At 71.4% G+C, this 26023-nt stretch carries 24 protein-coding genes; 7 read left to right on the top strand and 17 right to left on the bottom strand.

The annotated features are described in order from the left end of the window. From J5X86_RS41085 to J5X86_RS41070, 4 genes are all read right to left on the bottom strand, one after another. Nucleotides 1–1090: hypothetical protein (locus tag J5X86_RS41085; protein WP_208521731.1), on the bottom strand; the 1090-nt coding region annotated here is incomplete at its 3' end. Nucleotides 1091–1482: 392 nt separating this feature from the next. Further along, complete coding sequence (locus J5X86_RS41080) at nucleotides 1483–2706, bottom strand: hypothetical protein (RefSeq protein ID WP_208521730.1); 1224 nt, start codon at nucleotides 2704–2706, stop codon at nucleotides 1483–1485. An 81-nt stretch (nucleotides 2707–2787) separates the two neighbouring features. Further along, a complete protein-coding gene (locus J5X86_RS41075) occupies nucleotides 2788–3345 on the bottom strand; it encodes a hypothetical protein (protein ID WP_093467023.1) in 558 nt (185 codons plus the stop codon). A gap of 85 nt (nucleotides 3346–3430) precedes the next feature. After that, a complete protein-coding gene (locus tag J5X86_RS41070; RefSeq protein ID WP_208521729.1) occupies nucleotides 3431–5221 on the bottom strand; it encodes a helix-turn-helix domain-containing protein in 1791 nt (596 codons plus the stop codon). Between the two features lie 134 nt (nucleotides 5222–5355). Here J5X86_RS41070 and J5X86_RS41065 point away from each other — a divergent pair, with 134 nt between their 5' ends. Together J5X86_RS41065 and J5X86_RS41060 are read left to right on the top strand one after the other, a co-directional pair. Next, nucleotides 5356–7104, top strand: coding sequence for an FAD-dependent monooxygenase (locus J5X86_RS41065; RefSeq protein WP_208521728.1), 1749 nt, complete (start codon nucleotides 5356–5358; stop codon nucleotides 7102–7104). Between the two features lie 90 nt (nucleotides 7105–7194). Next, on the top strand, nucleotides 7195–8109 hold the full coding sequence (locus J5X86_RS41060; RefSeq protein ID WP_208521735.1) for a YceI family protein: 915 nt from the start codon (nucleotides 7195–7197) through the stop codon (nucleotides 8107–8109). 264 nt (nucleotides 8110–8373) lie between these two features. On the opposite strand, the gene J5X86_RS41055 is transcribed toward J5X86_RS41060, so the two are convergent. Further along, nucleotides 8374–8871, bottom strand: a complete 498-nt coding sequence (locus J5X86_RS41055) for a MarR family winged helix-turn-helix transcriptional regulator (protein ID WP_208521727.1) — start codon at nucleotides 8869–8871, stop codon at nucleotides 8374–8376. 102 nt (nucleotides 8872–8973) lie between these two features. Here J5X86_RS41055 and J5X86_RS41050 point away from each other — a divergent pair, with 102 nt between their 5' ends. Beyond that, nucleotides 8974–9357, top strand: a complete 384-nt coding sequence (locus tag J5X86_RS41050) for a hypothetical protein (protein ID WP_208521726.1) — start codon at nucleotides 8974–8976, stop codon at nucleotides 9355–9357. A gap of 275 nt (nucleotides 9358–9632) precedes the next feature. On the opposite strand, the gene J5X86_RS41045 is transcribed toward J5X86_RS41050, so the two are convergent. Beyond that, the gene (locus J5X86_RS41045; RefSeq protein ID WP_208521725.1) at nucleotides 9633–10160 is read right to left on the bottom strand and encodes a DUF3761 domain-containing protein; all 528 of its coding nucleotides are present in this window, start codon (nucleotides 10158–10160) and stop codon (nucleotides 9633–9635) included. A 160-nt stretch (nucleotides 10161–10320) separates the two neighbouring features. Between J5X86_RS41045 and J5X86_RS41040 the strand changes: the two genes are divergently transcribed. Further along, nucleotides 10321–10809 (top strand): glutathione peroxidase, encoded by a 489-nt coding sequence (locus J5X86_RS41040; protein WP_208521724.1) that lies wholly within the window; start codon nucleotides 10321–10323, stop codon nucleotides 10807–10809. Between the two features lie 61 nt (nucleotides 10810–10870). Here the strand turns inward: J5X86_RS41040 and J5X86_RS41035 are convergent, their stop codons facing one another. Beyond that, nucleotides 10871–12718, bottom strand: coding sequence for a glycoside hydrolase family 9 protein (locus J5X86_RS41035; protein WP_208521723.1), 1848 nt, complete (start codon nucleotides 12716–12718; stop codon nucleotides 10871–10873). Nucleotides 12719–12944: 226 nt separating this feature from the next. Between J5X86_RS41035 and sigJ the strand changes: the two genes are divergently transcribed. Further along, the gene (gene sigJ / locus J5X86_RS41030) at nucleotides 12945–13835 is read left to right on the top strand and encodes an RNA polymerase sigma factor SigJ (RefSeq protein WP_208521722.1); all 891 of its coding nucleotides are present in this window, start codon (nucleotides 12945–12947) and stop codon (nucleotides 13833–13835) included. A 139-nt stretch (nucleotides 13836–13974) separates the two neighbouring features. Here the strand turns inward: sigJ and J5X86_RS41025 are convergent, their stop codons facing one another. The 6 genes from J5X86_RS41025 to J5X86_RS41000 form a co-directional block, all read right to left on the bottom strand. Then, on the bottom strand, nucleotides 13975–14622 hold the full coding sequence (locus J5X86_RS41025) for a response regulator transcription factor (RefSeq protein WP_208521721.1): 648 nt from the start codon (nucleotides 14620–14622) through the stop codon (nucleotides 13975–13977). Beyond that, nucleotides 14613–15116, bottom strand: a complete 504-nt coding sequence (locus J5X86_RS41020; protein WP_243982762.1) for a hypothetical protein — start codon at nucleotides 15114–15116, stop codon at nucleotides 14613–14615. The genes J5X86_RS41025 and J5X86_RS41020 overlap by 10 nt, the downstream gene beginning before the upstream one ends. A gap of 47 nt (nucleotides 15117–15163) precedes the next feature. After that, entirely contained in the window at nucleotides 15164–16384 is a 1221-nt protein-coding gene (locus J5X86_RS41015) for an RNA-guided endonuclease TnpB family protein (protein ID WP_208521720.1), read from the bottom strand. A gap of 530 nt (nucleotides 16385–16914) precedes the next feature. Beyond that, a complete protein-coding gene (locus J5X86_RS51320) occupies nucleotides 16915–17148 on the bottom strand; it encodes a hypothetical protein (RefSeq protein WP_243982760.1) in 234 nt (77 codons plus the stop codon). A gap of 219 nt (nucleotides 17149–17367) precedes the next feature. Continuing rightward, entirely contained in the window at nucleotides 17368–17595 is a 228-nt protein-coding gene (locus tag J5X86_RS41005) for a hypothetical protein (RefSeq protein ID WP_208521719.1), read from the bottom strand. Between the two features lie 318 nt (nucleotides 17596–17913). Continuing rightward, nucleotides 17914–18147, bottom strand: a complete 234-nt coding sequence (locus J5X86_RS41000) for a hypothetical protein (RefSeq protein WP_208521718.1) — start codon at nucleotides 18145–18147, stop codon at nucleotides 17914–17916. Nucleotides 18148–18258: 111 nt separating this feature from the next. On the opposite strand from J5X86_RS41000, the gene J5X86_RS40995 reads away from it, so the two are divergent. Then, nucleotides 18259–19512, top strand: a complete 1254-nt coding sequence (locus J5X86_RS40995; protein ID WP_208521717.1) for a helix-turn-helix domain-containing protein — start codon at nucleotides 18259–18261, stop codon at nucleotides 19510–19512. A gap of 369 nt (nucleotides 19513–19881) precedes the next feature. Here the strand turns inward: J5X86_RS40995 and J5X86_RS40990 are convergent, their stop codons facing one another. From J5X86_RS40990 to J5X86_RS40980, 3 genes are all read right to left on the bottom strand, one after another. Next, nucleotides 19882–20850 (bottom strand): CoA ester lyase, encoded by a 969-nt coding sequence (locus J5X86_RS40990; RefSeq protein ID WP_208521716.1) that lies wholly within the window; start codon nucleotides 20848–20850, stop codon nucleotides 19882–19884. A 16-nt stretch (nucleotides 20851–20866) separates the two neighbouring features. Beyond that, complete coding sequence (locus J5X86_RS40985) at nucleotides 20867–22078, bottom strand: CaiB/BaiF CoA-transferase family protein (protein ID WP_208521715.1); 1212 nt, start codon at nucleotides 22076–22078, stop codon at nucleotides 20867–20869. Nucleotides 22079–22192: 114 nt separating this feature from the next. Continuing rightward, entirely contained in the window at nucleotides 22193–23137 is a 945-nt protein-coding gene (locus J5X86_RS40980) for a LysR family transcriptional regulator (RefSeq protein WP_208521714.1), read from the bottom strand. Nucleotides 23138–23281: 144 nt separating this feature from the next. On the opposite strand from J5X86_RS40980, the gene J5X86_RS40975 reads away from it, so the two are divergent. Next, on the top strand, nucleotides 23282–24589 hold the full coding sequence (locus J5X86_RS40975; protein ID WP_208521713.1) for a CitMHS family transporter: 1308 nt from the start codon (nucleotides 23282–23284) through the stop codon (nucleotides 24587–24589). A gap of 306 nt (nucleotides 24590–24895) precedes the next feature. On the opposite strand, the gene J5X86_RS40970 is transcribed toward J5X86_RS40975, so the two are convergent. Beyond that, nucleotides 24896–25960 carry a zinc-dependent alcohol dehydrogenase family protein gene (locus J5X86_RS40970; RefSeq protein WP_014056890.1) on the bottom strand — a complete coding sequence of 355 codons (1065 nt, stop codon included), beginning with the start codon at nucleotides 25958–25960 and terminating at the stop codon, nucleotides 24896–24898. Nucleotides 25961–26023 lie beyond the last annotated feature (63 nt).

The raw sequence follows: 26023 nt of genomic DNA, 5'->3' as shown, positions 1-26023 counted from the left end.
GGCTGTCCGGGTCCTCGCCGTCCACGACGAGCTGCTTGGCGCGCTCGGGCTGCTGGTCGAAGACGTTCCAGCGCTGCTTCCACTCGCGGTGCCAGCGCCTGGTCCGGCTTCGCTCCAGGCTCCGTACCACCACCGGATAGCCCCCCATGTACAACGGGATGGGGGACTCGCTGTCGAGCTCCAGACGCCACCGGTGGACCGGCAGATTCAGGTCATCCGTGTCGAGCATGAACTCGATGTGGATCGCCTCGGCGTCGTCCCACTCCTCGGCGGCCTCGAACACCAGCGTCTGGACCGCCCGTTCCGCGGTCTGCGAGGTGACCTGGGTGACCGGGCCGCGGGCGGGATGCCAGCCGGTCGGGTCGTACTGGTGCCAGGACGAGAGCTCGTAGCACCCGGCCTCCTCCTGCGGCAGCAGCCGGATCACCAGATAGGCGTCCACCGGCCCGGCCGGGGCGGCATGCCCCACCTGCTGCCGCAGCGACCGCAGCTGTGGCGTCAGGCCCAGCTCCCGGGCCTGCTCATCGGCCCATTCGCGCAGCGCGTCGGCCCGCTGCAGCGGACGCGCCGCCGCCGCGAGGTACTCCACGAGGGCCAGCCCCGGCGGCAGCCCGCCCGGCTGTGCGTTCATCCGGCTCAGCACCTCGAAGGCGTGCCAGGGGCTGGTGACCGCGGGGATGTCCTGCAGCGGGCCCGCCGCCGTACGGCACAACTGGCCCAACTGCTCGATCTCCAGCTCCTCCAGCAGCGACCGCAGCTTCGCGGCGGCGGTCTCGGGCAGTGCCGGACGGGCCGTCATCTGCTCCATGACCGAGTCGAGCCGCATCATGGCGTCCTCGTCGGCCGCCGCCATCACCGCGAGGGACGCGCGTAGCGCGTGCATGATCCGCACGTTTTCCAGGCATTCGCGGGCCAGCTCCACCAGGAAGTAGTCGGTCACCCGGTGGACGCGCACGGGAACGCTGGTCATCTCCAGCTCCATGGCAACCAGATCCAGACACAGCGTGCGCAGATCCGGATCCGTCAGACAGCGGAACTCCTTCAACGCCGTGACGAGGTTGCCAACCGATTTCAGGCCACCTTCCCCCATGGCCGCCATGCTGTGCCCTCCCCCGAGGCCGCATCACCGGTCCCCGCCGCCGATGATCCCGCCGGAGACCCTGCCACACGCGGGCGCCAACCGCTCGGACTCCGGGACAAGTTGTTTTCCCCGCGAGTTCCGCCTGACACCCCCTGGGGGAGTATGTCCAGGGCACGGTCCCCGCCCCCGGCGGGCACCGGCGCGGCGGGGACATGTCCCGGTGGTGGACCGGGGGAGCACATGCCCGTGAGGCGGAGGGAGGTCCTCCCGAGGGGGCCACCTGGACGATTCCGGCGACCTGGCGTGCAGTACGGCCTTCCGCCATGGCCCGGGGAGCGTGCGGGCCCCGCGCGCAGGCGGCCCGGGGTTCGGCATCCGCCGGGTCGGGAGGGTGAGGAGGGTCACTCCAGTCCGAGCTCCTCGACCCGCCGGGCGAGTTCGGCGGTTGCCGGATCGTCCGGGGCGAGCACCGCGACCACCTCCACCAGCTCGCCCATCGCGCGCCGCGCCTCGCAGGTGCGCAGCAGGGACAGGGCCTCCGCGCGGCTCGCCGACTGACGACCCACCGCGGTGCCCACGGTGGGCAGCTCGTCGAGCAGCTGCTGCCAGCGGGCGGGGGAGGTCATCCCGGACACGGCCAGCAGCGTGTCCGCGAGACCGCCGAGATCACGGATCGTCAGCTTGCGCCGCCGGGGGGTCTCGGGCCGCGTCTCGGCGACGAGGGACCGTGTGCTGGTGGCGAGCGGCGGCGTATCGGCCGCAAGGGACCGCGTATCGGTGTCGAGGGACCGCGTGTAGGCGGTGAACGGCTGGGCTGTCTCGGCATCCGCCACCGCCGGGGCGTCCGCCGCCACCGGGATCCGGCCGATCAGTTCGAAGGCGAAGGCCGCCGCGTGCCGGGAGGCCACCGGCTGCCAGCGCTCGTCGTGCGCCTCGCCCTTGTCCCCGAGCAGATCCGAGATGCCGCGGATCACCAGCGCGTCCAGCTGCTGATTGACATACGCGCCCGCGAGAAAGCCGAAGCCCTCCATGTCCACCGCGAGCGCGTCACCCGCACTGGCGGTGAGCCTGAGCCCGGCATCCGAGCGGTGGTGCGCCACCACCCGCCCGCCCGCCGCGAGGGGCTTCACATGGGCGCGGGGCCGTGGCGCGTCGTCCCCCGGGCGGATCCGCCGCTGCCATTCGTCACCCGCCGCCACCAGCCGGGCCAGCTGCACCAGGCCATAAGCGGACTGATAGGTCTTCTGCCGGGGCAGGAAACCCGACTCGGTGTCCTTACCGGTCTCGTAGTCGTACACCGCGTCGGCGGCCACCACATCGCCCAGCGCGACGTCCTTACGGCCGCCCGCGACCCCCACGAACAGCACCGCCCGGGGCGCGAAGAGCGCCGCGGCCCGCTCGACCGAGGCCGCGGCACCCGGATTCCCCGGACCCGTCATATGGATGGCGACCGTCCGTTCGCCGGATCCGTCGCGGAACACGCCAAGTTCGAACAGCGCGCCCCGCTCCGCCTTGACCGGGCGCGGGTCCTCCAGATGGGCCCGGACCGCCCGGTACTCGACCTCCAGTGCGGTCAGGACCACCACATCGGCCCGCGCCGTCCCGCCCTTGTCCTCAGCGCCCATGGATCCCCCCTAGGACAGCCTTCGCCGACACCTTACGGATGCGACGCACTCTATGGTTCTCATGCGTCTGGTTCTCATGCGTCAGGGCCGGTGCAGATCCGCGTACAGCACGATCTGCACTCCCAGGACGGTGATCAGTGCCACCTCCGCCACCGACACCGCCAGCAGCACCGCCCGCACCGGCTCCGAGGCCCAGTACACGACGAGGGCGGCGATCGGCGCCACCGTGAACAGCAGCAGATCGGCCGCGAGCTGCAGCCGCTTGCGGGAGATCCGGCGGCCGTCGTCGCGGTGGGCCCGCTCCCAGCCGAACACCGGCGGCCGGCCCGGGACGAGCGCCGCCAGCCGGGGCCCCAGATCCTCCCGGACATACCGCCCGATGGCCGATATCTTCTCGTCGTTGACCAGATACGCCCAGCCCAGCAGGGCCGACGCCGGGGGCAGCAGCAACAGCAGCTCCGGACGTCCATGGCTCTGGAGGGAGAAGGTGATGATGGCCGCCATCGCGGCGAGTGTCGCGTAGAGCAGATTGTCGCGGAACCCGATCCGCGCCCGCTGCTCCTCCTTCACCTGCTCGTACTCCAGGATCAGCAGTCTGCCCGTGACCGCTTCGCCCTCGGCGCTGTTGTCTCGCGTCACCGTTGCCCCCTCCGCGACCGATGCCGGCTCCCCTGCGACCGGCCCCCCTGGTGACTGTTTCCGCCGCTACGCCTGGTCCATTCCCCTACGCCTGGTCCATTCCGTACGCCCGCAACTTCCGGTACAGCGTGGCCCGGCCGATGCCCAGGGACTCGGCGGCCCGCACCTTGTTGTCCCCGTGGCGGCGCAGCGCCTCCAGGATCGCCGTGCGCTCCGCCCGTTCTATGCCACTCAGCCGGCGGGTGGCCGGTGGCACCCGCAGCCCGTACGGCAGCTCCTCGCGCCGCACCGGCCCGGTGGCGCGGCGGCGCTCGGCCACCTCCCGTACGACATGGGCGAGTTCGGTGACATTGCCCGGCCAGGTGTGCTGCTCCAGCGCCCGGCGCGCGTCCAGGCTCCAGGTCAGCGGGGGACGCCCGGGGGAGGGGCGCCGGGCGAGGCCCGCCAGCAGCGCCGGGATGTCCTCGACGCGTTCGCGCAGCGGCGGCAGCGTCACCGACCGGGCCGAGAGGATGTCCAGCAGCCGGCTCAGACAGGGACCGGTCGGCGCACCCGGGGTATGCGTCGCCACCAATGGCACCGCGGGCCGCTCCTCCAGCAGCGAGAGCAGCGCGGCCACATCGGACTGGCCCAGCCGCTCGGCGTGGCGCAGGAGCAGCGGCGGCGCGCCGCCGTCCCCCTCCGCGAGCGCGCGGCACCAGCGCGGGACCTCGCCGGCCACCTGCTCGGCGGCGTCGACCAGACGCGGTGCGGCCGTGCCCCGGCGGCCGAGCAGGGCACGGGCCAGCGCGGTCTTGCCCACGCCCGGCTCCCCGATCAGCAGCAGCGGCTCCGCGGCCCGCGCCAGCTCCGTCGCCCGGGAGACGGCCACCCGCCAGGGCGGGGACGTGCCCACGAGCCCCGGGAGCCGGTCATGGCCCTGCCGCTCCGCCGCCCTCGCCCGCCGGGTCGCCGGGCACACCGTGGCGACGGCCCCGATGACCTCGCCCCCCTGCACCACGCGCGTCATCCTTACGGTGAGCCCGGCGCCGTCCGGTACGCCGATCTCCTCCGGTGCCCCGGAGCTCGCGCCCTCCGGTCCGGCGTCCGCGTCCCTGAGGAGGGCCGTGGCATGCCGTTCCAGCCGCGCCAGCGTCTCGTGCGACAGCAGCCGCGCGGCCTCCGGGCTGACGAGGCGGCTGCTGCCGTCGAGCGCCACCACGGCCGCCCCGTCGGCCCGCTGACGCAGATACGCGTCGAGCAGCACCCGCTCCGGCGGGTGCGCCCGGCCCAGCAGCTCCGTCTCGACGGCGTGCGCGGTGGCCTCGGCGACGGCCGCGCCCGGGTGGGCGGCGCGGCCCTCGCTCAGCGGGGCCACCACGGTGATGGTGCCGGCCGGGCGGCCCGCCGTCGGCTCGTACAGCGGCACGCTGACCGCCGACACCTCCTGCCACAGATCGAGGAAGTGCTCCGGGCCGTGGACCTCGGCCCGGCGCCCCGTGCGCAGCGCGAGCGCGGAGCTGTTGTGCCCGACCGCCTTCTCCGACAGATCGAGACCGGCCACATCGGCGGACGTGCCGGTGTAACGGCCGCCGCCCGACCACAGCGCGCGGCAGCGGGAGTCGACCAGCACCAGCCCCGTCTCACCGCTCAGCGTGGGCGCCACTCGGTCCAGCGCGGGGCGCGCCGCGGCCAGCAGCGGTGAGTCCTCGGGCGGCCGGACCCTGGGCGGGGCCACCAGGTCGCGCGGTACGCCGAAGAATCGCGCCCGTCGCCAGGCTTCGGCGAGGTCCTCGGGGACCCCGTCGCCCGGTGGCCGTCCGCTGAGGAACCGGTCGCGCGCCCGGCGCAGGGATGAGAGGGCCGAGTCGGCGGGGGTGTCGTCGATGGTCGTCACAGCCACTCCACCGTATACGTCGCCGGTGTTTCGAAATGAGACACCTCGGGGCCCGGGTTCTGGAACAAGATCACCAATGGTCGATCGCCGGTCGTCAGGAGATCGCCCATCACCCGGAGAGGAGCCCTTCAGCAGTGGAGACCGTCGAGACCGACGTACTGGTCGTGGGCAGTGGCCCCGCCGGGGCCGCGACGGCGCTCGCCTTGAGCACCTACGGCGTGCCCAACGTCATGGTCACCCGGTACGGAAGCCTGGCGGACACGCCCCGCGCGCACATCACCAACCAGCGCACCATGGAGGTGCTGCGCGACCTCGGCGTCGAGGACCAGGTCACCGCCCAGGCCACGCCGCAGCCGCTGATGGGGAACACCGTCTTCTGCACCAGCCTCGCGGGCGAGGAGCTGGGACGGCTGCGTTCCTGGGGCAACGACCCGCTCGTCCAGGCCGCGCATGAACTGGCCAGCCCCAGCCGGATGTGCGACATGCCCCAGCACCTGATGGAGCCGGTGCTGGTGAACGCCGCGGTCTCCCGGGGCACCGCGCTGCGCTTCCACACCGAGTACCTCTCCCATGAGCAGTCGGACGACGGCGTGACCGCGCTGGTCGAGGACCGGCTGCGCGGGGACACCTACCGCGTCCGGGCCCGCTATCTGGTCGGCGCGGACGGCGGACGCAGCCGTGTCGTGGAGAACGCCGGGCTGCCCACGGTCGGCCGGATGGGCGTCGCGGGCAGTCTCAACATCGTCTTCGAGGCGGATCTCACCGATCTGACCGCCCATCGCCCCTCCACGCTCTACTGGGTGCTGGCCCCCGGCGCGACGGTGGGCGGCATCGGCGCGGGCCTGGTGCGCTGTGTGCGCCCCTGGACCGAGTGGATGGTGGTGTGGGGCTACGACCTCGAGGCGGGCCCGCCGGACCTCACCGAGGAGTTCGCGCGGTCCGTGGTGCACCGGCTGCTCGGCGACGACACGATCCCCGTGCGCATCACCTCGACCTCCGCGTGGACCGTCAACCATCTGTACGCCGAGACCTACGCCGACCGGCGGGTGCTGTGCGCGGGCGACGCCGTCCACCGCCATCCGCCGTCCAACGGGCTGGGCTCCAACACCTCCATCCAGGACGCGTACAACCTCGCCTGGAAGCTCAAGCTGGTCCTCGACGGCACCGCGGCCCCCGCCCTTCTGGACACCTACTCCGCCGAACGGGCGCCGGTGGGGCGGCAGGTCGTCGAGCGGGCCAATCGGAGCATCGGTGAGACCGCGCCGGTTTTCGAGGCGCTGGGTGTGCCGGCCGCCTCCGACACCGAGCAGGTGTGGCGCAATGTCGAGGCCCGTAAGGCCGCCACGCCCGATGGCGCGAAGCAGCGGCAGGGACTGCGCGAGGCCATCGCGGCCAAGGCGTACGAGTTCAACGCGCACGGTGTGGAGATGAACCAGCGGTACGTGTCGGACGCCATCGTCCCCGACGGCACCCCCGACCCCGGTTTCGGCCGCGACCCTGAGCTGTACCACCAGCCCAGCACCCGCCCCGGCGCCAAGCTGCCGCACGCATGGGTCGTCCGGGGGCGTGAGCGGCTGTCCACCCTCGACCTCGGTGGCCACGGCCGGTTCACCCTCTTCACCGGCATCGGCGGTGACTGCTGGGACGAGGCCGCCGAGGCGGCCCGTAAGGAACTCGGCATCGAGCTCGTCACCGTCTCCATCGGCCCCGGCCAGGAGTACGAGGACCCGTACGGCGACTGGGCCCGGCTGCGGGAAATCGGCGACTGCGGGGCCCTGCTGACCCGCCCCGACAACCACATCGGCTTCCGCCACCCCCAAATGTCCCCGCGCGCGGGGGAGTTGCTGATCGAGGCGCTACGGAAGATCCTCGGCCACGGCTGACACCCACCCCCCGGGCGCAGCGAGCCCGACCTGGGGCTCCATCATGGACGCGCCCACATCCCCAGAGAAACCGTTAGTGAGATGACTGCAATGCCCCTCGCACTGCTCCGGCGCATGCGCACCAAGCGTCCGGACCGCGGATCAGGACTCAGGATCCCCCTGCCCGTGGGTGCCGGAGCCTTCAGCTGCGAGGTCCTGGACCCCGTCGGCCAGGCCCTGGGCGGCGTGGAGGTCACCGTCACCGAGACGCGTGGCGCCGCCCGTACTGTGGCCAAGGCCACCACCGATCCACACGGCCTCTTCCTCGCCACGCTCGAGCCGGGGCAGTACACCGTGCTGCTCACCGGAAGCGGGCTGCAGCCCAACCGCCTCACCGTCGACATCGTCTACGGCCAGAGCGAACCGCCCCGCCGGGTGCAGATGGAACCCTCCCAGCAGCTCGAACTCCCCCCGCCGGGCACCTGGCTCTTCGACCCGCCGCACACCGCGATCCGCTTCATCGCCCGCCACGTCGGCATGGCCAATGTGCACGGCCGCTTCACCCGCTTCCGGGGCGGCATCCACATCGCCGAGCGGATGGAGGACTCCCGCGTCGAGGTCGTCATCGACGCCTCCAGCATCAACACCGGCAACAACACCCGCGACAACCACCTGCGCTCGGCGGACTTCCTCGACGTCGAGAACTTCCCGGAGATCCACTTCGCCAGCAACCGCTTCACCTGGCGCAGCGGCCCCAAGTGGACCCTCCAGGGCCCCCTCACCATGCACGGCGTCAGCCGCTCGGTGACCCTGGACACCACCTACCTCGGCGCCGTGAACGGCGGCTACGACCAGGAACTGCGCTGCGCCGCCCTCGCCACGGCGGAACTGCACCGCGAGGACTACACCCTGAACTGGCGCAATATGCTCGCCCGCGGCATCGCCGTGGTCGGCCCCACGGTGAAGCTGGAGCTCGACATCCAGGCGATGTACCGCAGCCACGACACGCCGACGCCGCCCGAGTAGGCCGCTGACCTGTTAGTTCACCGCCCATCGCGAAGCAGTCATCCCCGTGACGGCTCCTTCGCGGTGGGCGTTCCCGTCGGCGACGCGAGCGCAGGGAACGGGCCCGCATGCGCAGCGAGAAGGGCATCCGCCGGGGCGGACGCCCCGTCACCGCGACCACCTGACACGCCGGTGAGTGCGGTCGGCCCCCGCACTGGGTATTCGCTGCCGTGGGCGGCGGTGCCTCGATAGCCGGCCATGGCGTTCTTGCGGGCAGGGCTCGGCTCAGCCCGGTTCCTCGCCGCTGACCGCGGCTTCGTATGCGAGCAGTGTGTCGACGAAGATCTGCCGCTGATCCGGCGTCAGGGGGGCCAGTGCCTTGCGCCATGCGGCCGCGCCCGGGGCGAGCCAGGAGGTGATCGCAGGTTGTTGGTCGGCCGCGATGCAGATGATCCGCCGGCGCCGGTCCGCCTCGTCCTCGCGCCGCTCCAGGATTCCTTGCCGGCTCAGGTCGCCGACCAGCAGGCTCACCGTCGTTGGGGCGACCTGGAGTCGAGCAGCCAGCTCGTTCACGGTCGTCGGTCCGTCAAACAGCAGGTAGGAGAGCAGGGAGAGGTGACGCGGCGCCAGCGAGAAGGACTGCAACGCCTCGGGCACGGGGATCTTCTTGACCCGGCCCACCATTCGGGGCATGAGTAGCAGCAGGGTCCTGACAGCGTCATCGACTCCCTTCTCGTCGCCCTCGTCGCCCTCGTCGGCATCGTGCGCCCTGGGTGTTGACATCACACACCCCTCCTCATTTACCTTTACCTTCAAAGGTATTTTGCTTTGCTTCCAAAGTGAATTCTCTTCATGGTACCTACCAGCACGAACGGAGATCCCCTCATGCCGCACTTCAGCATGCACATCCGCGAAGAGGTCCTCGACGGGACGGTCGAACCGAAGCTGATCAGCGCCTTAACCGACGCGGTCGGCGCCGTCTACGGAGAGGAGTTCCGCCGCCTGGTCGGGGTGGACCTGATCGGCATCCCGCAGCACCGCCGGGGCATCGGCGGCGTCCCCGCCGAGATCGACGCCCCGCTCGTCACCCTCAGTATGCGCGAGGCCGCTTATCACCTTCCAGAGATCCCGGACGCTCCCGCCCGCCTGGTCGCCACCACCACCGACGCGCTTGCCGGCGTCCTCGGCGAGGACATCCGTGAGCAGGTCATTGTGACGATCGTCGGCGTCCCGGAAGGTCGCACCGGAGTTGCCGGCACAGTGGCCTGACGCACGCATGTGGGCCGGGACCGCCGGTCCCGGCCCACGCACCACACAACCCTCGACCACTCGGTGAACCTATGGGGTCACAGCACAACTGGGCGCAAGTATCGCTGCGCGCGCACTGGCGCGGCAGTCACGCTGCGTAGATCAAGCCGCCGCTGGGAGCCCGCCCCGCTGTACCGCGGCCACGACACGCCGACGCCGCCCGAGTAGGCCGTCACCCGGCGCTACCCGGCAGGCGATGGGGCGGGCTTTGCGGCCCGCCCCATCGCCGTGTCAGATCACCTGTAGAAGACGGCGACGCCATCGTGATGCGAGCACGCGCCCTGGTGGTGGGCGGCGTAGGAGTAGGTGCCGTCGTTGCAGAGTGCCGTGGCACCGCTGCTCGATCCGCCCGTGCTGCTGGACGAGGAGCTGCCGGACGACCCGCCGCCCCCGGAGCCCGACGAGGACGATCCGCCGGATGACGAGCTGACACCACCGGTGGAGGAGGACGAGTCGTCCTCAGTACTCTTCGTCGCCTTGGGTGCGGGCTTCGGCTTCGGCTTCGGCTTCGCCGTGACGGTCTTGGTGACCGTCACGGTGGGTGTCGGTTCGGCGGTGTCCTTCACCCGGGCGGGCTTGGCCGTGACGGTGACCGTCACCTTGGGCGTGGGCTTGTCGCCGTCCGCCGCCTTCGCGTCCTCGCCCCGGGCCGACCCTATGCCGACTCCGGCGAAGAGCAGGATGGCCGCGACCGGGATGGCGACGCGCTTGCGTGCCCATCCGGGGCGTCTCGGTGTCGGTGATGGCTGGTTATTCCCGGACATGGTCCCCCCTTGAGTGATACGTGAGGAACCGACCCTAGCCACGCTGATTGAAAAGTGAAGAGGTTGTGTGTGCTTGGTGTTCATATTGTGACCGGGCGTCACGGGCCCGTGAGCGCATAGATTGGGGCTCACCCACCGAACGACGAAGGCGGTTGATCCCATGAGCCTGTACGACATTCCCCTGCACACCCTTACCGGCGAGGCGACCTCTCTCGGTGAGCATCGGGGTGCGGCGCTGCTGGTGGTCAATGTGGCGTCCAAGTGCGGTCTCACCCCGCAGTACGAGGGGCTCGAGCGGCTGCAGCAGCGTTATGCCGAGCGCGGGTTCACCGTGCTGGGGGTTCCGTGCAATCAGTTCGCCGGGCAGGAGCCGGGGACGAGCGACGAGATCCAGACGTTCTGCTCGACGACCTACGGCGTGTCCTTCCCGCTGCTGGAGAAGATCGATGTCAACGGCGAGCAGCGGCATCCGCTCTACGCCGAGCTGACGCGGACGTCGGACGCGCAGGGCGAGGCGGGGGATGTGCAGTGGAACTTCGAGAAGTTCCTGATCTCGCCGGACGGTGAGGTCGTGGGCCGGTTCCGGCCGCGGACCGAGCCGGAGGCGGACGACGTCGTCGCCGCGATCGAGGCGCAGCTGCCCCGGTGAAAGCGACGGCGGGCGAGGGGCCGGTGGCCCCTCGCCCGCCGGGTCGATCGCGTACCCCGGTTCAGCCGCGTTCCGCGGCAAACGCGGTCAGCCACGCCAGCGGTGCGTTCCAGTTGATCGCCACCTCATTGGTGGAGTACGAGCCGATGTCGTCGATGTAGCACGCCGCGGGCGCGCAGCCCGGGAGCTTCTCCTGTGCCACCGGATCCTGCAGCCCCGCGTTGGCGCCGCCCGCGATGGATCCGGCGGGCGGGTTCGGCAGCGAGGCGTCGTACTGGTGCGCCCAGAAGCGGTGGTGCTGGTTCTGCGCGGCGCGCTCGCCGTAGCCGGTGATGTACGACTGGCCGAGCGCGTTGCGGCCGAGCAGATAGTCCAGCGTCTCCAGCGCCCCGGTGCGGTAGCGGCGCTGCTTGGTGAGTTCGTAGGCGACGGCCATGACGGTCCCGTTGTTGGCCACCTGGCCGTTGGAGCCCCACACATAGCCGTCCGCCGGCAGCGGCACCGCATAGCCCTGGCCGGCCATCGTGCTCAGCCGTGCGTCGGCGGCGGAGACCACGGAGGCGCGGACGCGGGCGAGGTCGCTGGCGGGCAGGCCGTTGGGCACCGTGGCCAGGACGAGCCGCCCGAGGGACCCGGTGGCCTGCCAGCTGAAGCCGAACGGCGTGAACACATCGCTCGCGGTGTGGTACGGCGAGGAGGTGACCGCGTCCCGGTACCGCGCCTCCCCGGTGGTCGCGTACAGCTCCGCCGCCGCCCAGTAGAACTCGTCGCCCACCTCGCTGTCGTCGTACGCCCCGCCGCCGGTGGAGTCGGCACCCGGCGCGAGCACATCGGGATTCGCCTGCGCGGCGGCCCAGGCGCGGCGCGCGGAGTCCAGGCAGCGGGCGGCGAAGGCGGTGTCGTACGGTGCGTAGACCCGGGCGCACTGCGCCGCCGCGGCGGCCAGATTGAGGGTCGCGGCGGTGGACGGCGCGTGCAGCTCGCGCGGCTCGGCGTCCTGCTCCGGACGGGTGGGCAGCCCGGTCCAGGCGGCGTCATGGACCTTGTGGAAGGCCATCCCCGCCCGTGGCTTGCCCTCCGGGATCTGCATGCGCATCAGGAACTCCAGCTCCCAGCGCCCCTCGTCGAGCACATCGGGCATCCCGTTGCCGCGCTCGGGGACGCGCAGCGTGGAGTCCCCGAGCGCCGCCGCGTGCCCCGTGCGCTTCGCGCGCTCGAAGGAGTTGACGAGCTGCCAGACCGCGAGCCCGCCGTTGACCACGTATTTTCCCTGGTCACCGGCGTCGTACCAGCCGCCGCGCACATCCCGGGTGTAGTCGCACACCCCGCTGACGCAGGGCACGGCGGTGTCGCCCCGATTGGGGGCGACCCCCAGATGGCCCGCCGGGCGTGCGTATGCCGTACCGGCCAGGGACGCCTCGATGGGGATACCGCTGCGCTGCTGGTAGAAGAAGGACATCGCGTCCGCGCGCAGCCCGTCGTAGAGGTTCGCGCGGATGTCGAAGGGATGGCTGGTCCGGCCGTCCACGCTGAGCGTGTAGCCGGTGCCCGTCCCCTGGTACGAGGAGAAGTCCACCAGATGGGCCGACTGCCCGGAGGCGGCGTCCGCGCCCCGCACGGTGGTGGTGCCCGAGGCGGCGGTGCGGCCCGCCGCGTCGCGCAGTTGCCAGGGCAGGGCGGTGGCGCTCGCGCTCACGACGGTGGCGCGTTTGGGGCCGTCCGGCAGATACCCGAGCTGATTGACCTGGACGGCGGACGGCGCGGCGGAGGCAGCGGTCGGGGGTGCGGGTGCCGCGGGGGAGTCCGCTCCGGCGGGCGCGGACTGGGCGGCGATCAGCAGCAGTGCGCCGGTCAGCAGCGCGGTGGCGGTCCGCGCACCGCGCGGACGGGGTAACAGGGGCATGGGCATGACGGACCCTCCTTGGGGAGGCGTGGAAGATGTGGGAGATGTGGGAGCGCTCCCAATTTGTGTAATGATGTGATCGCAGTGCGTCAAGGGACTGGACGGGTGCACGGGCCCGCACAAAACATTTCCGTCCCCTCCGTCACATCGCACCCGGCCCATCCGTCAGCACGGTGTGGCCTGCGACGGTGTGGCCTGCGACGGTGCGGTCTGCGACAAGGGGATGTGACCGATGAACGAGAACCACCTTCTGGCGGAGGGCTTCGAGGCCCACCGCGGTCATCTGCGGGCGGTGGCCTACCGCATGCTCGGCTCGCTGAGCGAGGCGGACGACGCCGTCCAGGAAGCATGGCTGAGGCTCAGCCGCTCCGACACCGCCGCGGTGGAGAACCTGGGCGGCTGGCTGACCACCGTCGTCGGCCGGGTCTGCCTGGACATGCTGCGCTCGCGCACCGCCCGGCGCGAGGAGCCCCTGGGGGTGCACCTCCCCGACCCGGTCATCAGCGGTGAGACCGGGCCCGGCCCCGAGGACCAGGCGCTGCTCGCCGACTCGGTCGGCCTCGCCCTGCTGGTCGTCCTGGAGACGCTGGCCCCCGCCGAACGGCTGGCCTTCGTACTGCACGATCTGTTCGCCGTGCCGTTCGACGAGATCGCCCCCATCGTCGACCGCACCCCGGCCGCCGCCCGTCAGCTCGCCAGCCGCGCCCGCCGCCGGGTGCGGGGAGCGGCCCCGGTCCCCGACGCGGACCTGGCCCGGCAGCGCGAGGTCGTGGGCGCCTTCCTCGCCGCCGCGCGGGACGGCGACTTCGAGGGGCTGATCTCCGTACTCGACCCGGATGTCGTCCTGCGCGCCGACTACGGCTCCGCGCCTGCCCCGGCCCCGCGCGAGGTACATGGCGCGGCGGCCGTGGCGGACCAGGCGCTCACCTTCTCCCGCCTCAGCGGCGCGGGCCTCCTCGCCCGGCCCGCGCTCGTCAACGGGGCGGTGGGTGTGGTCAGCTCCCGGGAGGGGCGGCCGTTCTCGGTGCTGGCCTTCACGGTCACGGACGGCAGGATCGTGGCGATCGACATCCTGGCCGACCCCGAGCGGCTGAGCGGGCTCGATCTGACGGTTCTGGACTGACGCCACCAGAGGCACATAGCCGCACGAGCCCCATAGCCGCCTGACGCCGAGTCGGGCAGGCGGCGTCAGGTTCGGTCGATTGGGAGCGCGTAAGCGGTCGGGGTCGAGGGCCTTCGTTGTTTTCGGGGCCATCGGGCTGTCAGGCGCGCAGGTAGGTGAGAACAGCGAGGACGCGCCGGTGTCCCTGGCCGTCCACGCGGAGGTCGAGTTTCTGGAGGATGCTGCTGACATGCTTGTTGACCGCGGCCTCGGTGACATAGAGGTCGCGGGCGATCTCGCCATTGGAGCGTCCCTCGGCCATGAGGGAAAGGACCTCGCGCTCCCGGGGGGTGAGCTGTCGCAGGGGGTCATGCCGTCGGCGCAGGAGCTGGCGCACGACTTCGGGGTCCATGACCGTCGCACCGGCGGTCACCTCCTCGACCGCGCTCGCGAACTGGGTGACGGCACTGACCCGGTCCTTGAGCAGATAGCCGATGCCGGTCTCGCTGCCCAGGTCGAGCAGATGAGTGGCGTAGGACTGCTCGATGTACTGGCTGAGCACCAGAATGGGCAGGGTGGCGCGGTGATCGCGTAGCGCGACCGCGGCGCGGAGGCCGTCGTCGGCGTTGCCCGGTGGCATCCGTACATCGGTGATGACGATGTCGGGGTCGTGCTCGTGGACCGCGGCGATCAGCGCGTCGGCGTCGCCGACAGCCGCCGACACCTGGTGGCCGACCCGGGTCAGCACGCTGACCAGGCCGTCCCGCAACAGCGGTGAGTCTTCGGCGAGCACGATGTTCAGCGGCACGGGAGCTCCACGCGCAGCAGTGTAGGGCCGCCCGCCGGGCTGGATATCCGCAGTCTGCCGTCCGCCGCGGCTACGCGGTCGGCCAGGCCGACCAGCCCGGTGCCCGCGGCCGGATCCGCCCCGCCGACGCCGTTGTCGCGGACCGTCAGCGTCAGGACATCCGCTTCCAGCCGGGCGTGGACCTCGGCCCGAGTGGCCCGGCTGTGCTTGGTGGTGTTGGCCAGGGCCTCGGCGGCGACGAAGTACCCCGTGCTCTCCACGGCCATGGGCAAGCGGTACGGAAGCCGGATGTCGACGGTGACCGGCAGGGCGGAGCGGGTGGTGAGGTTGCCGACGGCCGCGGCGAGTCCGTGGTCGGTGAGGGCCTTGGGGCGCACGCCTCGGCTGAGCTCACGCAACTCGCCCACGGCGAGGGTGACTTCGCTCTGGGCCAGCGCGAGTTGCCGAGCGACCGGCGAGCCCGGCTCGGCGTCCAGCCCGGCCGAGCATGACATTGGTGACTCCACCCACGCGTAACCGCGCGGGCTTCCTGGATCGCTGGCTAAGCAGCGTCGCAGAGGACCAGCCCGGCCCTGTCGAGGACATTCGTTGCGCCGACGTGGTCCGCGTGCGCGGTGAAGCCGCACGCCGTGCATTCGAACTTGGCTTGGGTGACGCGGTTCTCCTTCGCGACGTGCCCGCAGCCTCCGAGGCTGGGCGGGCACGTACGGGAGGTGTTGCGCGCGTCCACCGCGACCACGAGGCGACCGGCGCTCTCAGCCTTGTTCGCCAGGATCGTCAGGAACTGCGCCCAACCCGCGTCGAGGATGCTGCGGTTCAAGCCCGCCTTGGCTGCGGCGCCATTCGGCAGGAAGGTGCCGGGCGCGTCGGGGTCGGGCTTGGGTTTGGGGGCGCGGGTCATGCCCGCCGTGTTCAGCTTCTCGTGGGCGATCACGTCGTGGTCCCGCACAAGGGTGAGCGCGGTCTTGTGCGCGTGGTCCAGGCGCTGGCGCCGGATCCTCGCGTACAGCTTCGCCACGCGGCGGGCGGCGGCCCTGTGCGCCTTGGTGCGCCGCCGGGTGCGCTTGGGGAACGTCGCGAGGTGCCGCTGCGCTTCGGCGAGTTCGTCGGCGGCCTGGTCGAGGAAGCGGGGGCCTGCGACGTGTGCGCCGTCGGAGGTGGTCAAAAAGTGCGTGGTACCCATGTCGACCCCGACGACCGCGCCCATGGCGGGCAGGGGTTCGGCTGGTACGTCGTCGCAGGAGAGGACGACGTACCAGCGGTTCCCCTCCCGCTTCACCGAGATCGTCTTGACACGGCCGCGTACGGGCCGGTGCTGGTGGACGCGGACGTGACCGATGCCCTGGAGGCGTACGCGGGTCTGTGGGTCGTGGGGGGTGGAGTCCCAGCGGCACCCGTCCCCGTCCTTGGGGAAGGTCACAGTGTCGAAGTGGCCGACGCCCTTGAACCTGGGGTATCCCGGCTTCTGACCGGCCTTGACGCGGCGGAAGAACGCTTGGAATGCCTTGTCCAAGCGGCGCAGGGTGGCCTGCTGGGAGGAGAACGACCAGTGGCCTTGACGCTCGGAGTCGAACGCCCGGATCTCCTTGAGCTGGGCAGACTGGTCGCCGTACTTGATGCTCGTCCTGGAGGCGTGCCGGTAGGCGTCGCGGCGTTCCTGCAAGGCTCCGTTGTACAGCGAGCAGTGATCCCGCAGCATCTCGCCCAGCGCGACCGTCTGACGGGCCGTAGGGCGCAGCAGGAACTTATACGCACGCAACAAAACGCAGCCGCCCCCTCACTCGTTTCCCCAGGTCAAAGCAGATGTGGTCACTCTACCGGCCGTCACTGACAACGCAGTGGACTCCGCCGCTTCGCGGCTCCGGCCCAAGGATTCGATTCCTCCCTCGGCCAAAGCCAAGGGTCCCCTCGGAAGAAGGTCTGATGGCACTCCCGTCCGGCGGTATCGCTTCTTCTCTCGGTGCCTATCACTGCGGATCGCGGTGAAACTTATCGGCCGTTGCCAGCCTGACGCTCCGAGCGCGCAGAGGGCAGGCGCGATAGGGGGGCGGCTCCCCCGGAGCGGGGTTCGGTGAGGAGCCCCGGTTTCGGTGAGCCTCGATGCTCGTAAGTAAGTGTTCTGGAGCATACAGGCAGGTCAGCGGGTATGGAGGCGGGAGGCTGAGTGCGTCCACTCTGCGTGGGCGCGTCTGCCCATCGGGCTCGGGGCTTGTCCGGTCGGGAGCGCCGCCGATCCCGCGCGGCCGGAGGCTACGGGGGTGGATCCCCGGCCGTGCGGGCGTCGTCAGCAGCTCAGCCGGTGTCCTGGCCGACTCCGATGAGGTAGCCGCCGAGTCCGGCGGCCACGATGAACGTGGTCAGGACCAGCGGCCCGGCGAATCGCCCCAGCCACGCCACGGTGCGCCGGCAGGCGCCCCAGCGTCCGGGGGCGCGGTGCGTGGCGAGGTTCCGGTCGGCGGTGCTGGCGCTGCGGGTCTGGGGCAGCGTGGCCGTGCCGTGTCCGTCCCGGGGGCGTATGGGGTCCACGCGCCCAGTGACGCTCAACGGTCACGAGGAACTGACCATGGTTCAGCCCGTGTTGCTGGGTGTGGAGGATGGCCCAGCGCGCGACGGGACCGGGGTCGCTGCCCACCCGCCCCGACGTGGCGGGGCAGGTCATGCACTCGGCGTGATAGATCCCGTCCGGCGCTCCCTGCGCGCGTTCGGCGCTGAGTACCAGGTCCGTGCCTTTAAGGATGGTTCGTGTCACTGCCACGCTCCCGGTTCGAACCGGCAGGGGCGGGTGTTGATCTCCCGGTAGGTGAAGTGCTCCGGGTTCGCCTTCAGGTGGCCGGTCGCCCACGCGTGCGCGGCTGCCTGCTCGTCGCTGGGCTGTCCGGTCTGCTGGCACACCGCGCACTGCATGGCGAACGTGATCGGTTCGGCGTCGGGGATGAGCTGGAACTCACGGAAACGGTACGTGGCCCGGTTCATGCCCGCTCCCTTCCAGAGAGAGCGCTCCTCTTGTTGTGGTCGGGGTGGCGCTTGAGTAACACGGCACAGTCGGTGACCTTGCTCAGGTCCCCCGCCTGACGCGCCGCTTCCTTTTCGCGCTCCAGACGGGCGCGGGCATCACAGGCTGCCTTCCCGGGGGTCATGATGACTCCGCCTTTCGGAACGCTTCTTCCAGCCGTCGCCCCATCGGGCACGACCGCTTGCGGGTGCACTGTCGGCATTCCTGGCGGTGCATCAGGTAGGCCGCCTGAAGCTGCTCGATGTCAGCTACTCGGGGGGCCTCGGGGACCTCGTCCGTCATCCCGTTGCCTGCCCCTCGTGGATCGGGCACGGACAGGGATCGAAGCGGTACGTGGCGAGTACCTGCGCACGCCGACACTGTTCCTCCCGCTGCCGCTCGTACGCCGTCACGTAGGGCCGGACCTCGCTCACCTCACCGCCCCGTGTGCGCAGCACCAGAGACATCAGTAATTCGAAGACCCACCCGATAGCGTGGTGCACGTCGTCAACCTCCACGGGGTTGGTGGCCATGCCCCCGGACCGTCGCCACGGTCGCGGGGGTCTCGTGTCCCCAAGACCCTTCCGGGCTACCCTCTGTCGCTCCCATCCCATGGCCCTATAGAGCCGCCCTATATTGGAGGTATGGGAGAGAGTCCCGAGAACCTGTGGTCCCATCCCCAGCTAGTAGCGGCGGTTACCAGTGAGGATTGGGGCGCCGTCTTCCGCACGTACCGGAAGCTCACCGGTCTGAGTCAGATGAAGCTGGGGGAACGTGTCGGGCTTGTTCAACCCGACGTATCCGACATCGAGCGGGGCCGTCGCCGGGTGACCTCTATGGAGGTGCGGCAACGCATTGTGGCGGGGATCAACGTTCCTCTTGATCTGCAAGCCACAGCGGCGCAACTGGCAATGGACACAGCCCCGGTCGCGGGACTGGCCCTCCCTGGAGCTGCTCCGGACGAAGACTTGTTGACTCGGGTGACGAGCGTCGTGAACGAATCACATCGCGTGGACGCCGCAACCCTCGATTGGCTTGACCGCTTGCTTGCCGAGCATCGCAGGGCTGAGGACCGGATTGGATCAAGGCCGCTTGTCGATGTGATGCGTCAGCAGCTCCATACCGTCGTCAACTCGTACGCGGGTGCTCGTGGCCGGCTGACGGGTCGTGTTGTACGGCTCGCCTCCGAACATGCGCAGTTCCTCGCGTGGATGGCACAGGACCAGGCACAGACGGCCTCCGCACTGGCGTGGTACGGCCGCTCTCATGAATGGGCGCTGGAAGCTGGGGATGCCAACATGGCCGCAACGACGCTCAGCATGAAGGCACACATGGCATGGTCGGGCGGGCGTGGAACCCGGTGCGTACGTTTGGCCGAGGCCGCTCGCTGGTCGGCCCCCGGTACGTCTCTCGGCGTACAGGGCATGGCCGCGCAGATGGCCGCCCGAGGACACGCGCTTGAAGGTGAGGCGGACGACGCCCGCCGCCTCCTCGACGAAGCGCAGGCGCTCATCACCCGGGCGTCCGAGCGCCCCGAGGACGAGCCTGTGTGGATGTACTTCTACGACGAGACATGGTTCACCCTGCAACGTGGCATGGCGGCGCTGCACCTACGCGACTGGCGTGAGGCGGTGGATCACCTCACGGTCGGTCTTGGTGCGCTGCCGGACGAGTACCGCCGTGACAAGACCTGGTATCGCGCTTGCCTGGCGCACGCGTTCGCCGGGGCGGGTGAGTCGACGCAAGCCGTGTCGGTGGCTGTGGCGAGCATTCCTGATGCCTCCGCCCTGGGGCGTCCGCACTCATGGAATGAGCTGCATACCGCTGCCGCCGTACTCATGCGACGAGGCGCGAAGGAAGGTCGCCAGTTGGTCACGGCACTCCGTGAGTACGACTGATGTTCTCGGACAGCCCCGTTGCGGTCGGGGGCGTTGCTTTGTTCGACGCCGGTACCGAGCGCCGCCGCCATGTCGTCGGCCTCCCGCTGCCACTCCGGGCTGGTGGTCTCGTCCTTCCGCGCTGACAGCCGGATGCACCGGACCTCGCGCAGGGTCCCAGGCGGCGCCGCCCCCTACCGTCGTATTCGTCTTCATGCCCCGGAGGAAGCGCAAGGGGTGCGAGACTGCTTTGACCTGCTGCGTTACCGCCACTGTCGATCACTCCAGGACTACCTGTCCGGAGCATCGGGAAGGGGCGGGGTGGGGCAACTCCCGCGGCCGTCGTACGGACAGGGGCCCACCGTCACCCCCACCGTGGCGGCCCAGGACTCACCCCCCACCGTGGCGGGACAGGGTGTGGCGGGCCGTTGCCGCCATCGCCTCGTCGACCATCCGGCCCTCGAAGAGCACCGCCCCCGCCCCCTCCGCCTGCGCCCGCTCCACCGCAGCGATCAGCCGGCCACAGCGGGCCAGTTCCTCGGCGTTCGGTGCGAACACCTCGTTGACCACCGGCACATGGGACGGGTGGATCACCGCCATCCCCTCGTACCCGAGGGCGCGGTTCTGCTCGGCGAAGCGCCGCAGCCCCGCGAGGTCCGCCACGTCCGCCCATAGCCCGGCCACCGGATGGGGGCGGTCCGCGGCGCGGGCGTCCAGCAGTGCTCGGGCCCGCAGTTCACGGGTCTCCTCGCCCTCCGGGCTCCAGCGGTAGCCGATCGCCCGCTCCACATCTCCGCCCGGGGCGGTCACCGCGCCCAGGTGGGCGATCCGGGTGGCGGCCCGGCCGATGGCGTACGCCTCGCGTAGCCCGCGCGCCGTCTCCAGCAGCGGCAGCAGGGCGAAATGGCCCTCGGGCAGGCCGTGTTCGCGCTCGCACCAGGCCAGCAGCCGGTCGGCGGTGATCGCGTCCTCGGGGCCGCTCACCTTGGGCAGCACGATGCCGTAGAGCCCGGGACGGGCCACCGCTCGCAGGTCGTCGGCGCCCTGCCAGCCCGTGGCGCGGTCCAGCGCGTTGATCCGTACGAGCAGCCGCATCGGAGCGGGCGTTCCGGCCGCCCGGCCGTCGGCCCCGGATACCGCCCGGCTGTCGGCCCCGGATACCGCCCCCTCGACGGCCCCGGCCACGGCCTCGCGTGCCGCCGCCTTGCCGTCCTCCGGGACGGCGTCCTCCAGGTCGAGGATGGCCGCGTCGGCGCCCGCCGCCTCCGCCTTGGGCAGCCAGTCGGTCCGGCTGCCGGGCACGAAGAGCAGGGAGCGCAGGGGGACGCGATGCGTCGTCACGCCCGTCACGTCCGTCATCGCACCCGTATCGCCGTCAGATGACACCCTCGGCCTCCAGTTTCGCCAGCCGTCCGTCGTCGATGCCCAGCCACTCCCCGTAGACCAGCGCGTTGTCCGCGCCGAGCGCGGGGCCGGTCCGCCACACGGCGCCGGGGGAGCGGTGGAAGCGCGGGATCACCGACTGCATTCGCACCGGGCCGAGGTCGGCGTCGTCCACCGTGATGATGTCCTCGCGTTCGGCGTAGACCGGGTCGGCGGCGATGTCGGCTGCGGTGAACACTCGCGAGGCCACCACTTCGGCCCGTTCGAACGCCGCGAGGCACTCGGCCGCAGGGCGTACCGCGACCCAGTCCCGCAGCGCCGTGTCGAGCCGCTCGCGCCCCGCGTGCTGCTGGTCCACGGTGGCGAACTCCTCGTCGGGCAGGCCCAGCAGCCGCACCACATTGCGCACCGAGCGGGTGGTGGCGGAGGTGACGGTGAGCCAGTCGCCGTCGGCGCTGCGGTAGGTGTTGATGACGGCGGCCGGGGCGACGGCCAGTTGGTTGCCCGCCCGCTCGGGGGCCGCGCCGAGCTGGTCGTACGCGATGATCTGCCACTCCACCAGGCGGTACAGCGGCTCGAACAGCGCCAGGTCGATCCACTCGCCGTCGAAGTCCGGATCGGTGTCACGGCGGTGCAGGGCGGCCAGGATCGCGAACGCGCCCATCAGCCCGGTGACCGCGTCACCGTGCGAGAAACCGGTGTGCACGGGCGGGCCGTCCGGGAAGCCGGTCAGATGGACCACACCGCTGCGGGCCTCGCCCATCTTCCCGAAGCCGGGCGCGTCGGCACGGGAAGAGGTCGCGCCGAAGCCGGAGATCTGCAGCAGGATCGCGGTGGGGTTGAGCGCGTGGACGGCCTCCCAGTCCAGGCCCCAGGCGCGCAGGCGGCCCGCCCGGAGCGTCACGATCACCACATCGGCCCAGGCGATCAGCTCCCGGGCGACCTCCCGGCCCTCCTCGTGGTGCAGATCCAGGGTCACCGAGCGCTTGTTGCGGCCCGCCACCTTGAACCAGAGCGGAACGCCGTCGCGCCGCGGCCCCATCGCCCTCGCCGCGTCACCGGAGCCCGGCGGCTCCACGTGGACGACGTCCGCCCCCTGGTCGGCGAGCATCCCCCCGGCGAGCGGGCCCGCCACCACATGGGCGAACTCCACCACCTTCAGCCCTGTGAGCTGTCCCTGCCGTGTGCTGGTCTGGTCCTCCATGCGGCCAGGCTGCGGGGTGGGGTGTATGCGCGTCCAGCAATGAAAGGGGATCAATTCATGCGGATCTCGCAAAGATCGCTGCTGGACGTCGCCGTTGAACGGCGCCCCGCGGCCTCACCACGGACCGTCGTCCGCCTCCTCCCACACCACCCCCGCCGGCAGGGCATCGGCGGCGGAGCGGAACTCCTCCAACTGGTCCAGGAAGCGGCGCGCCCCCGGCGGCAGGGTGCGGCGCGTCGGCAGGACGACATACAGCCGGCGCTCCACCACCGGCCCGACCAGCGGGCGCCGCACCAGCCGGCCCGGCACCATCAGCGGATGGACCAGGGCCGGCAGCGCGGAGACGCCGAGCCCGGCGGCCACCAGCCCGCCCACCGTGGCCACGTTCGACGCCTCGGCCGCCGGGTTCGCCTCCATACCGGCCTGGGCGAAGGCCGCGTCGGTCATCCGGCGCACGCTGGAGTCGGTGCCCACCGCGAGGAACGGCTCCCGGCCCAGCTCCTCCCAGGTCACCTCCTCCCGCTCGGCCAGCGGATGGTGCTCCGGGAGCACCGCGTCGAAGCGGTCGCGCACCAGCGGCCGCAGCCGTACGCCCGGGGCGCGCCGGGCCACCGTGCTGACCGCGAAGTCGGCGTCCCCGTCGACCACCCGCTCCAGCACCGAGCGCTCCAGCCCGTCCAGCAGCCGTACGGTCATCTCCGGGCGCCGCGCGCGGAAGGCGGAGATCACCGGCGGCAGCAGCACGGCCGCGACCGACGGCAGGGCCGCCAGGGCCACGGCACCACGCTCACCGGCCCCGTAGCGCCCCAGCTCGGCCAGGCCCGCGCGGTGCGCGGAGAGGATCTGGTCGGCGATCCGCAGCGCCTCGGCGCCCGCCGGGGTGAGCCGCACATTGCGGGTGTCCCGCTCCAGCAGCCGCATCCTCAGCGTCCGCTCCAGATCGGCGACCGCACGGCTCAGCGACGACTGGGACACATGCAGTTCGGCGGCGGCCGCGGTGAAGCTCACGGCGCGCGCGACCGCCGCGTACGCGGTCAGCTGGCGCAGGGTGACGTCCATGGTCCGTGAGCGTAGGCGTGGTGGCCGCGCGGCGGAACTGTTGCGCAGATCGCATGGATAGATCTGTGTTCAATGCTGGACGCGGATCTTTCCCCGCTCGGAAACTCTTCGGCAGCACCCGACCGGACGAGGAAGCGAGCGGCCATGCTGGCAGCACTGGGATTCTGCACGATCGGCGGCTTCCTGCTGCTGACCATGTTCAAACGGGTCTCGGTGCTGGTCGCCCTCGTCCTCATGCCCGTGGTCACCGCGGTCATCGGCGGATACGGCGATGATCTGGGCCCGATGGCGCTCGACGGGCTGTCCAAGGTCGCCCCGACCGGCATCATGATCGCCTTCGCGGTGCTCTACTTCAGCCTGATGATCGACGCGGGCCTCTTCGAACCGCTGATCCGCGGCATTCTGCGCGCCGCCAAGAACGACCCGGTACGGATCACCGTCGGCACCGCCGTGCTGACCGTGTGCGTCGGGCTCGACGGCGACGGCGCCTCGACCTTCCTCATCAGCATCTCCGCGATGCTTCCCGTCTATCAGCGGCTCGGGATGAGCCGGCTGGTCCTCGCCGGGGTCGTCGGCCTCGGCGCGGGCGTGATGAACATGATTCCGTGGGGCGGGCCGACGGCCCGCGCCGCCGCGGCCCTGAAGATCGACACGTCCGACATCATCACGCCGCTGCTGCCCGCCCTCGTCGCCGGAATCGCCTGGGTGCTCCTGGCCGCCTACCTCATCGGACGCCGTGAGCGCCGGCGGCTCGAAGCCATCGAGCCCGCCCCGCCGGCCGAGGTGGCGGTCGGGGACGGCCCCGGCACACCCCGGGTCGCCGCCCGCCCCGGCCTCGCGCTCACCGCCTTCAACCTGCTGCTCACCGTCGCGCTGCTGGTCTGCCTGGTGCTGGAGGCCATGCCGCTGCCCGTGCTCTTCGTCTTCGCCTTCGTCCTCGCGCTGCTGGTCAACCACCCCCGCTGGGAGGACCAGCAGGAGTTGCTGGAGAAGCACGGCAAGAGCGTGGTGCTCGTCATCACCATGATCTTCGCGGCCGGGGTGTTCACCGGCATCCTCGGTGGCACGGGAATGATCGGGAAGATGGCCGAGGCGCTGGTCGACGTCATTCCCGACGGGCTCGGCGGGCATCTGCCGGTGCTCGTGGCCGTCACCAGCATGCCGTTGAGCCTCGTCCTCACCCCGGACGCCTACTACTTCGGCGTTCTGCCGGTGCTCGCCGGGACCGCCGACGCCTTCGGCACCGACCACGCCGAGATCGCCCGCGCCGCCGTCCTCGGCCAGATGACCACCGGCTTCCCGCTGAGCCCGCTCACCGCCGCGACCTTCATTCTCCTCAGCATGAGCGGCGTCCAGCTCGGGGAGCACCAGCGCTTCCTCTTCCGCTGGGCGTTCGGCACCACGCTCGTGATGACCGCCGCCGCCCTCGCGACGGGCGCCGTGCCGCTCTGACCCGGACCGCCCACGCCTTTTCAGAGGCTCGGTTCGCCTCCGGGGCGCTCAAGCCTCCCCCAGCTACCGCTGGGAGGGTGCCCCCTGCCGACCGACGGTCGACCGTGCTCGGCTCCTTCGTTCCCCAGGGCCTGGGCGCGCTCTCCCTTTCGACAGCGACGCGCCCCTCGGCTCACTCGCCGGAACCATCGCCGGCCGTTCCGGCGGCGGGGGCGGGGCGGGGGCGGGAGCCGGGGGACCAGCGGGACGGTGTGAGGGCCGCGCCGGGGCGGTCCGTCAGCCTCCGGTCAGCGCCGGGGCGGTCCGTCAGTTCCCGGTGAGCGGCGGGCGGTGCGGTTCGATGACGGTGACCCCGCCTCTGGCCCCGGAGGCCATCGTGGACAGCGCCTCCGGGACCGCGTCCAGCCCGATGACATCGGTGACCAGCAGATCCGGCCGCAGCGAACCGGCCTCGACCATCTCCATCATCGGGCCGTAGGCATGGGCGGCCATGCCGTGGCTGCCCAGCAGGCGCAGCTCCTGCGCGATGACCCGGTCCATCGGGATCATCGGGGTCCCGGCGGCCGGTGGCAGCAGCCCGACCTGGACATGGCGGCCGTGGCGGCGCAGGCTCTTGATGGACGCCGCACAGGTCCGCGGGGAGCCCAGCGCGTCGAGCGAGACATGCGCGCCGCCGCCCGTGGCGTCCGCGACCGCCTCCGCCACCGAGCCCAGCGTGGACGCCACGTCCACGCACACCGCCGCGCCGAACCGGGCCGCGAGGGCGAGCGCTTCCGGTGAGATGTCCACCGCCACCACCCGGGCCCCGGCCGCGGCGGCGATCATCACCGCGGACAGCCCCACCCCGCCGCAGCCGTGCACCGCGACCCACTCGCCCGGGGCGACCTGGCCCTGGGCGACGACGGCGCGGAAGGCGGTGGCGAAGCGGCAGCCCAGACCGGCGGCCGTGGTGAACGACAGCTCGTTGCGTATCCCGACCAGGTTCACATCGGCGTTCTCGATCGCGACGTATTCGGCGAACGAGCCCCAGTGGGTGAACCCCGGCTGCGTCTGCCGCTCGCACACCTGCTGGGCGCCTTCCGCGCAGGCGGCACAGCGCCCGCAGGCGCACACGAAGGGCACGGTGACCCGTTGCCCCGGGCGCCAGTTGAGGACGTCGGGCCCGACCGCCTCTATCACCCCCGCCAGCTCATGGCCGGGGACGTGCGGCAGCCGGATGTCCGGGTCGTGCCCCATCCAGCCGTGCCAGTCGCTGCGGCACAGCCCGGTCGCCTCGACGCGGATCACCACGCCGCGCGGGGAGGGAGCGGGGTCCTCGACGCTCCGGACCTCGGGCCGGCGCCCGAAGTCGTCGAACACCACAGCACGCATGGACACCCGCTCCCTCGCTCGACCACACCCCCCAGGCCCGTGTGTCCAGGCGGGCCCTAGAAC

Origin of the sequence: Streptomyces sp. NEAU-YJ-81 (assembly GCF_017592595.1) — a bacterium.
GTDB classification, from domain to species: domain Bacteria; phylum Actinomycetota; class Actinomycetes; order Streptomycetales; family Streptomycetaceae; genus Streptomyces; species Streptomyces hygroscopicus_B.
The sequence above is the reverse complement of the archived record's forward strand: the minus strand, read 5'-3'. Positions and strand labels throughout refer to the sequence as shown.

Excerpts from the sequence above, each read along its gene's own strand:
- J5X86_RS41080 (WP_208521730.1), bottom strand. The coding sequence starts at position 2,706 with ATGGGCGCTGAGGACAAGGGCGGGACGGCGCGGGCCGATGTGGTGGTC.
- J5X86_RS41060 (WP_208521735.1), top strand. The coding sequence starts at position 7,195 with ATGCCCCTCGCACTGCTCCGGCGCATGCGCACCAAGCGTCCGGACCGC.
- J5X86_RS41055 (WP_208521727.1), bottom strand. The coding sequence starts at position 8,871 with ATGTCAACACCCAGGGCGCACGATGCCGACGAGGGCGACGAGGGCGAC.
- J5X86_RS41050 (WP_208521726.1), top strand. The coding sequence starts at position 8,974 with ATGCCGCACTTCAGCATGCACATCCGCGAAGAGGTCCTCGACGGGACG.
- J5X86_RS41045 (WP_208521725.1), bottom strand. The coding sequence starts at position 10,160 with ATGTCCGGGAATAACCAGCCATCACCGACACCGAGACGCCCCGGATGG.
- J5X86_RS41040 (WP_208521724.1), top strand. The coding sequence starts at position 10,321 with ATGAGCCTGTACGACATTCCCCTGCACACCCTTACCGGCGAGGCGACC.
- J5X86_RS41035 (WP_208521723.1), bottom strand. The coding sequence starts at position 12,718 with ATGCCCATGCCCCTGTTACCCCGTCCGCGCGGTGCGCGGACCGCCACC.
- sigJ (WP_208521722.1), top strand. The coding sequence starts at position 12,945 with ATGAACGAGAACCACCTTCTGGCGGAGGGCTTCGAGGCCCACCGCGGT.
- J5X86_RS41020 (WP_243982762.1), bottom strand. The coding sequence starts at position 15,116 with ATGTCATGCTCGGCCGGGCTGGACGCCGAGCCGGGCTCGCCGGTCGCT.
- J5X86_RS41005 (WP_208521719.1), bottom strand. The coding sequence starts at position 17,595 with ATGAACCGGGCCACGTACCGTTTCCGTGAGTTCCAGCTCATCCCCGAC.
- J5X86_RS41000 (WP_208521718.1), bottom strand. The coding sequence starts at position 18,147 with ATGGCCACCAACCCCGTGGAGGTTGACGACGTGCACCACGCTATCGGG.
- J5X86_RS40995 (WP_208521717.1), top strand. The coding sequence starts at position 18,259 with ATGGGAGAGAGTCCCGAGAACCTGTGGTCCCATCCCCAGCTAGTAGCG.
- J5X86_RS40990 (WP_208521716.1), bottom strand. The coding sequence starts at position 20,850 with ATGACGGACGTGACGGGCGTGACGACGCATCGCGTCCCCCTGCGCTCC.
- J5X86_RS40985 (WP_208521715.1), bottom strand. The coding sequence starts at position 22,078 with ATGGAGGACCAGACCAGCACACGGCAGGGACAGCTCACAGGGCTGAAG.
- J5X86_RS40980 (WP_208521714.1), bottom strand. The coding sequence starts at position 23,137 with ATGGACGTCACCCTGCGCCAGCTGACCGCGTACGCGGCGGTCGCGCGC.
- J5X86_RS40975 (WP_208521713.1), top strand. The coding sequence starts at position 23,282 with ATGCTGGCAGCACTGGGATTCTGCACGATCGGCGGCTTCCTGCTGCTG.
- J5X86_RS40970 (WP_014056890.1), bottom strand. The coding sequence starts at position 25,960 with ATGCGTGCTGTGGTGTTCGACGACTTCGGGCGCCGGCCCGAGGTCCGG.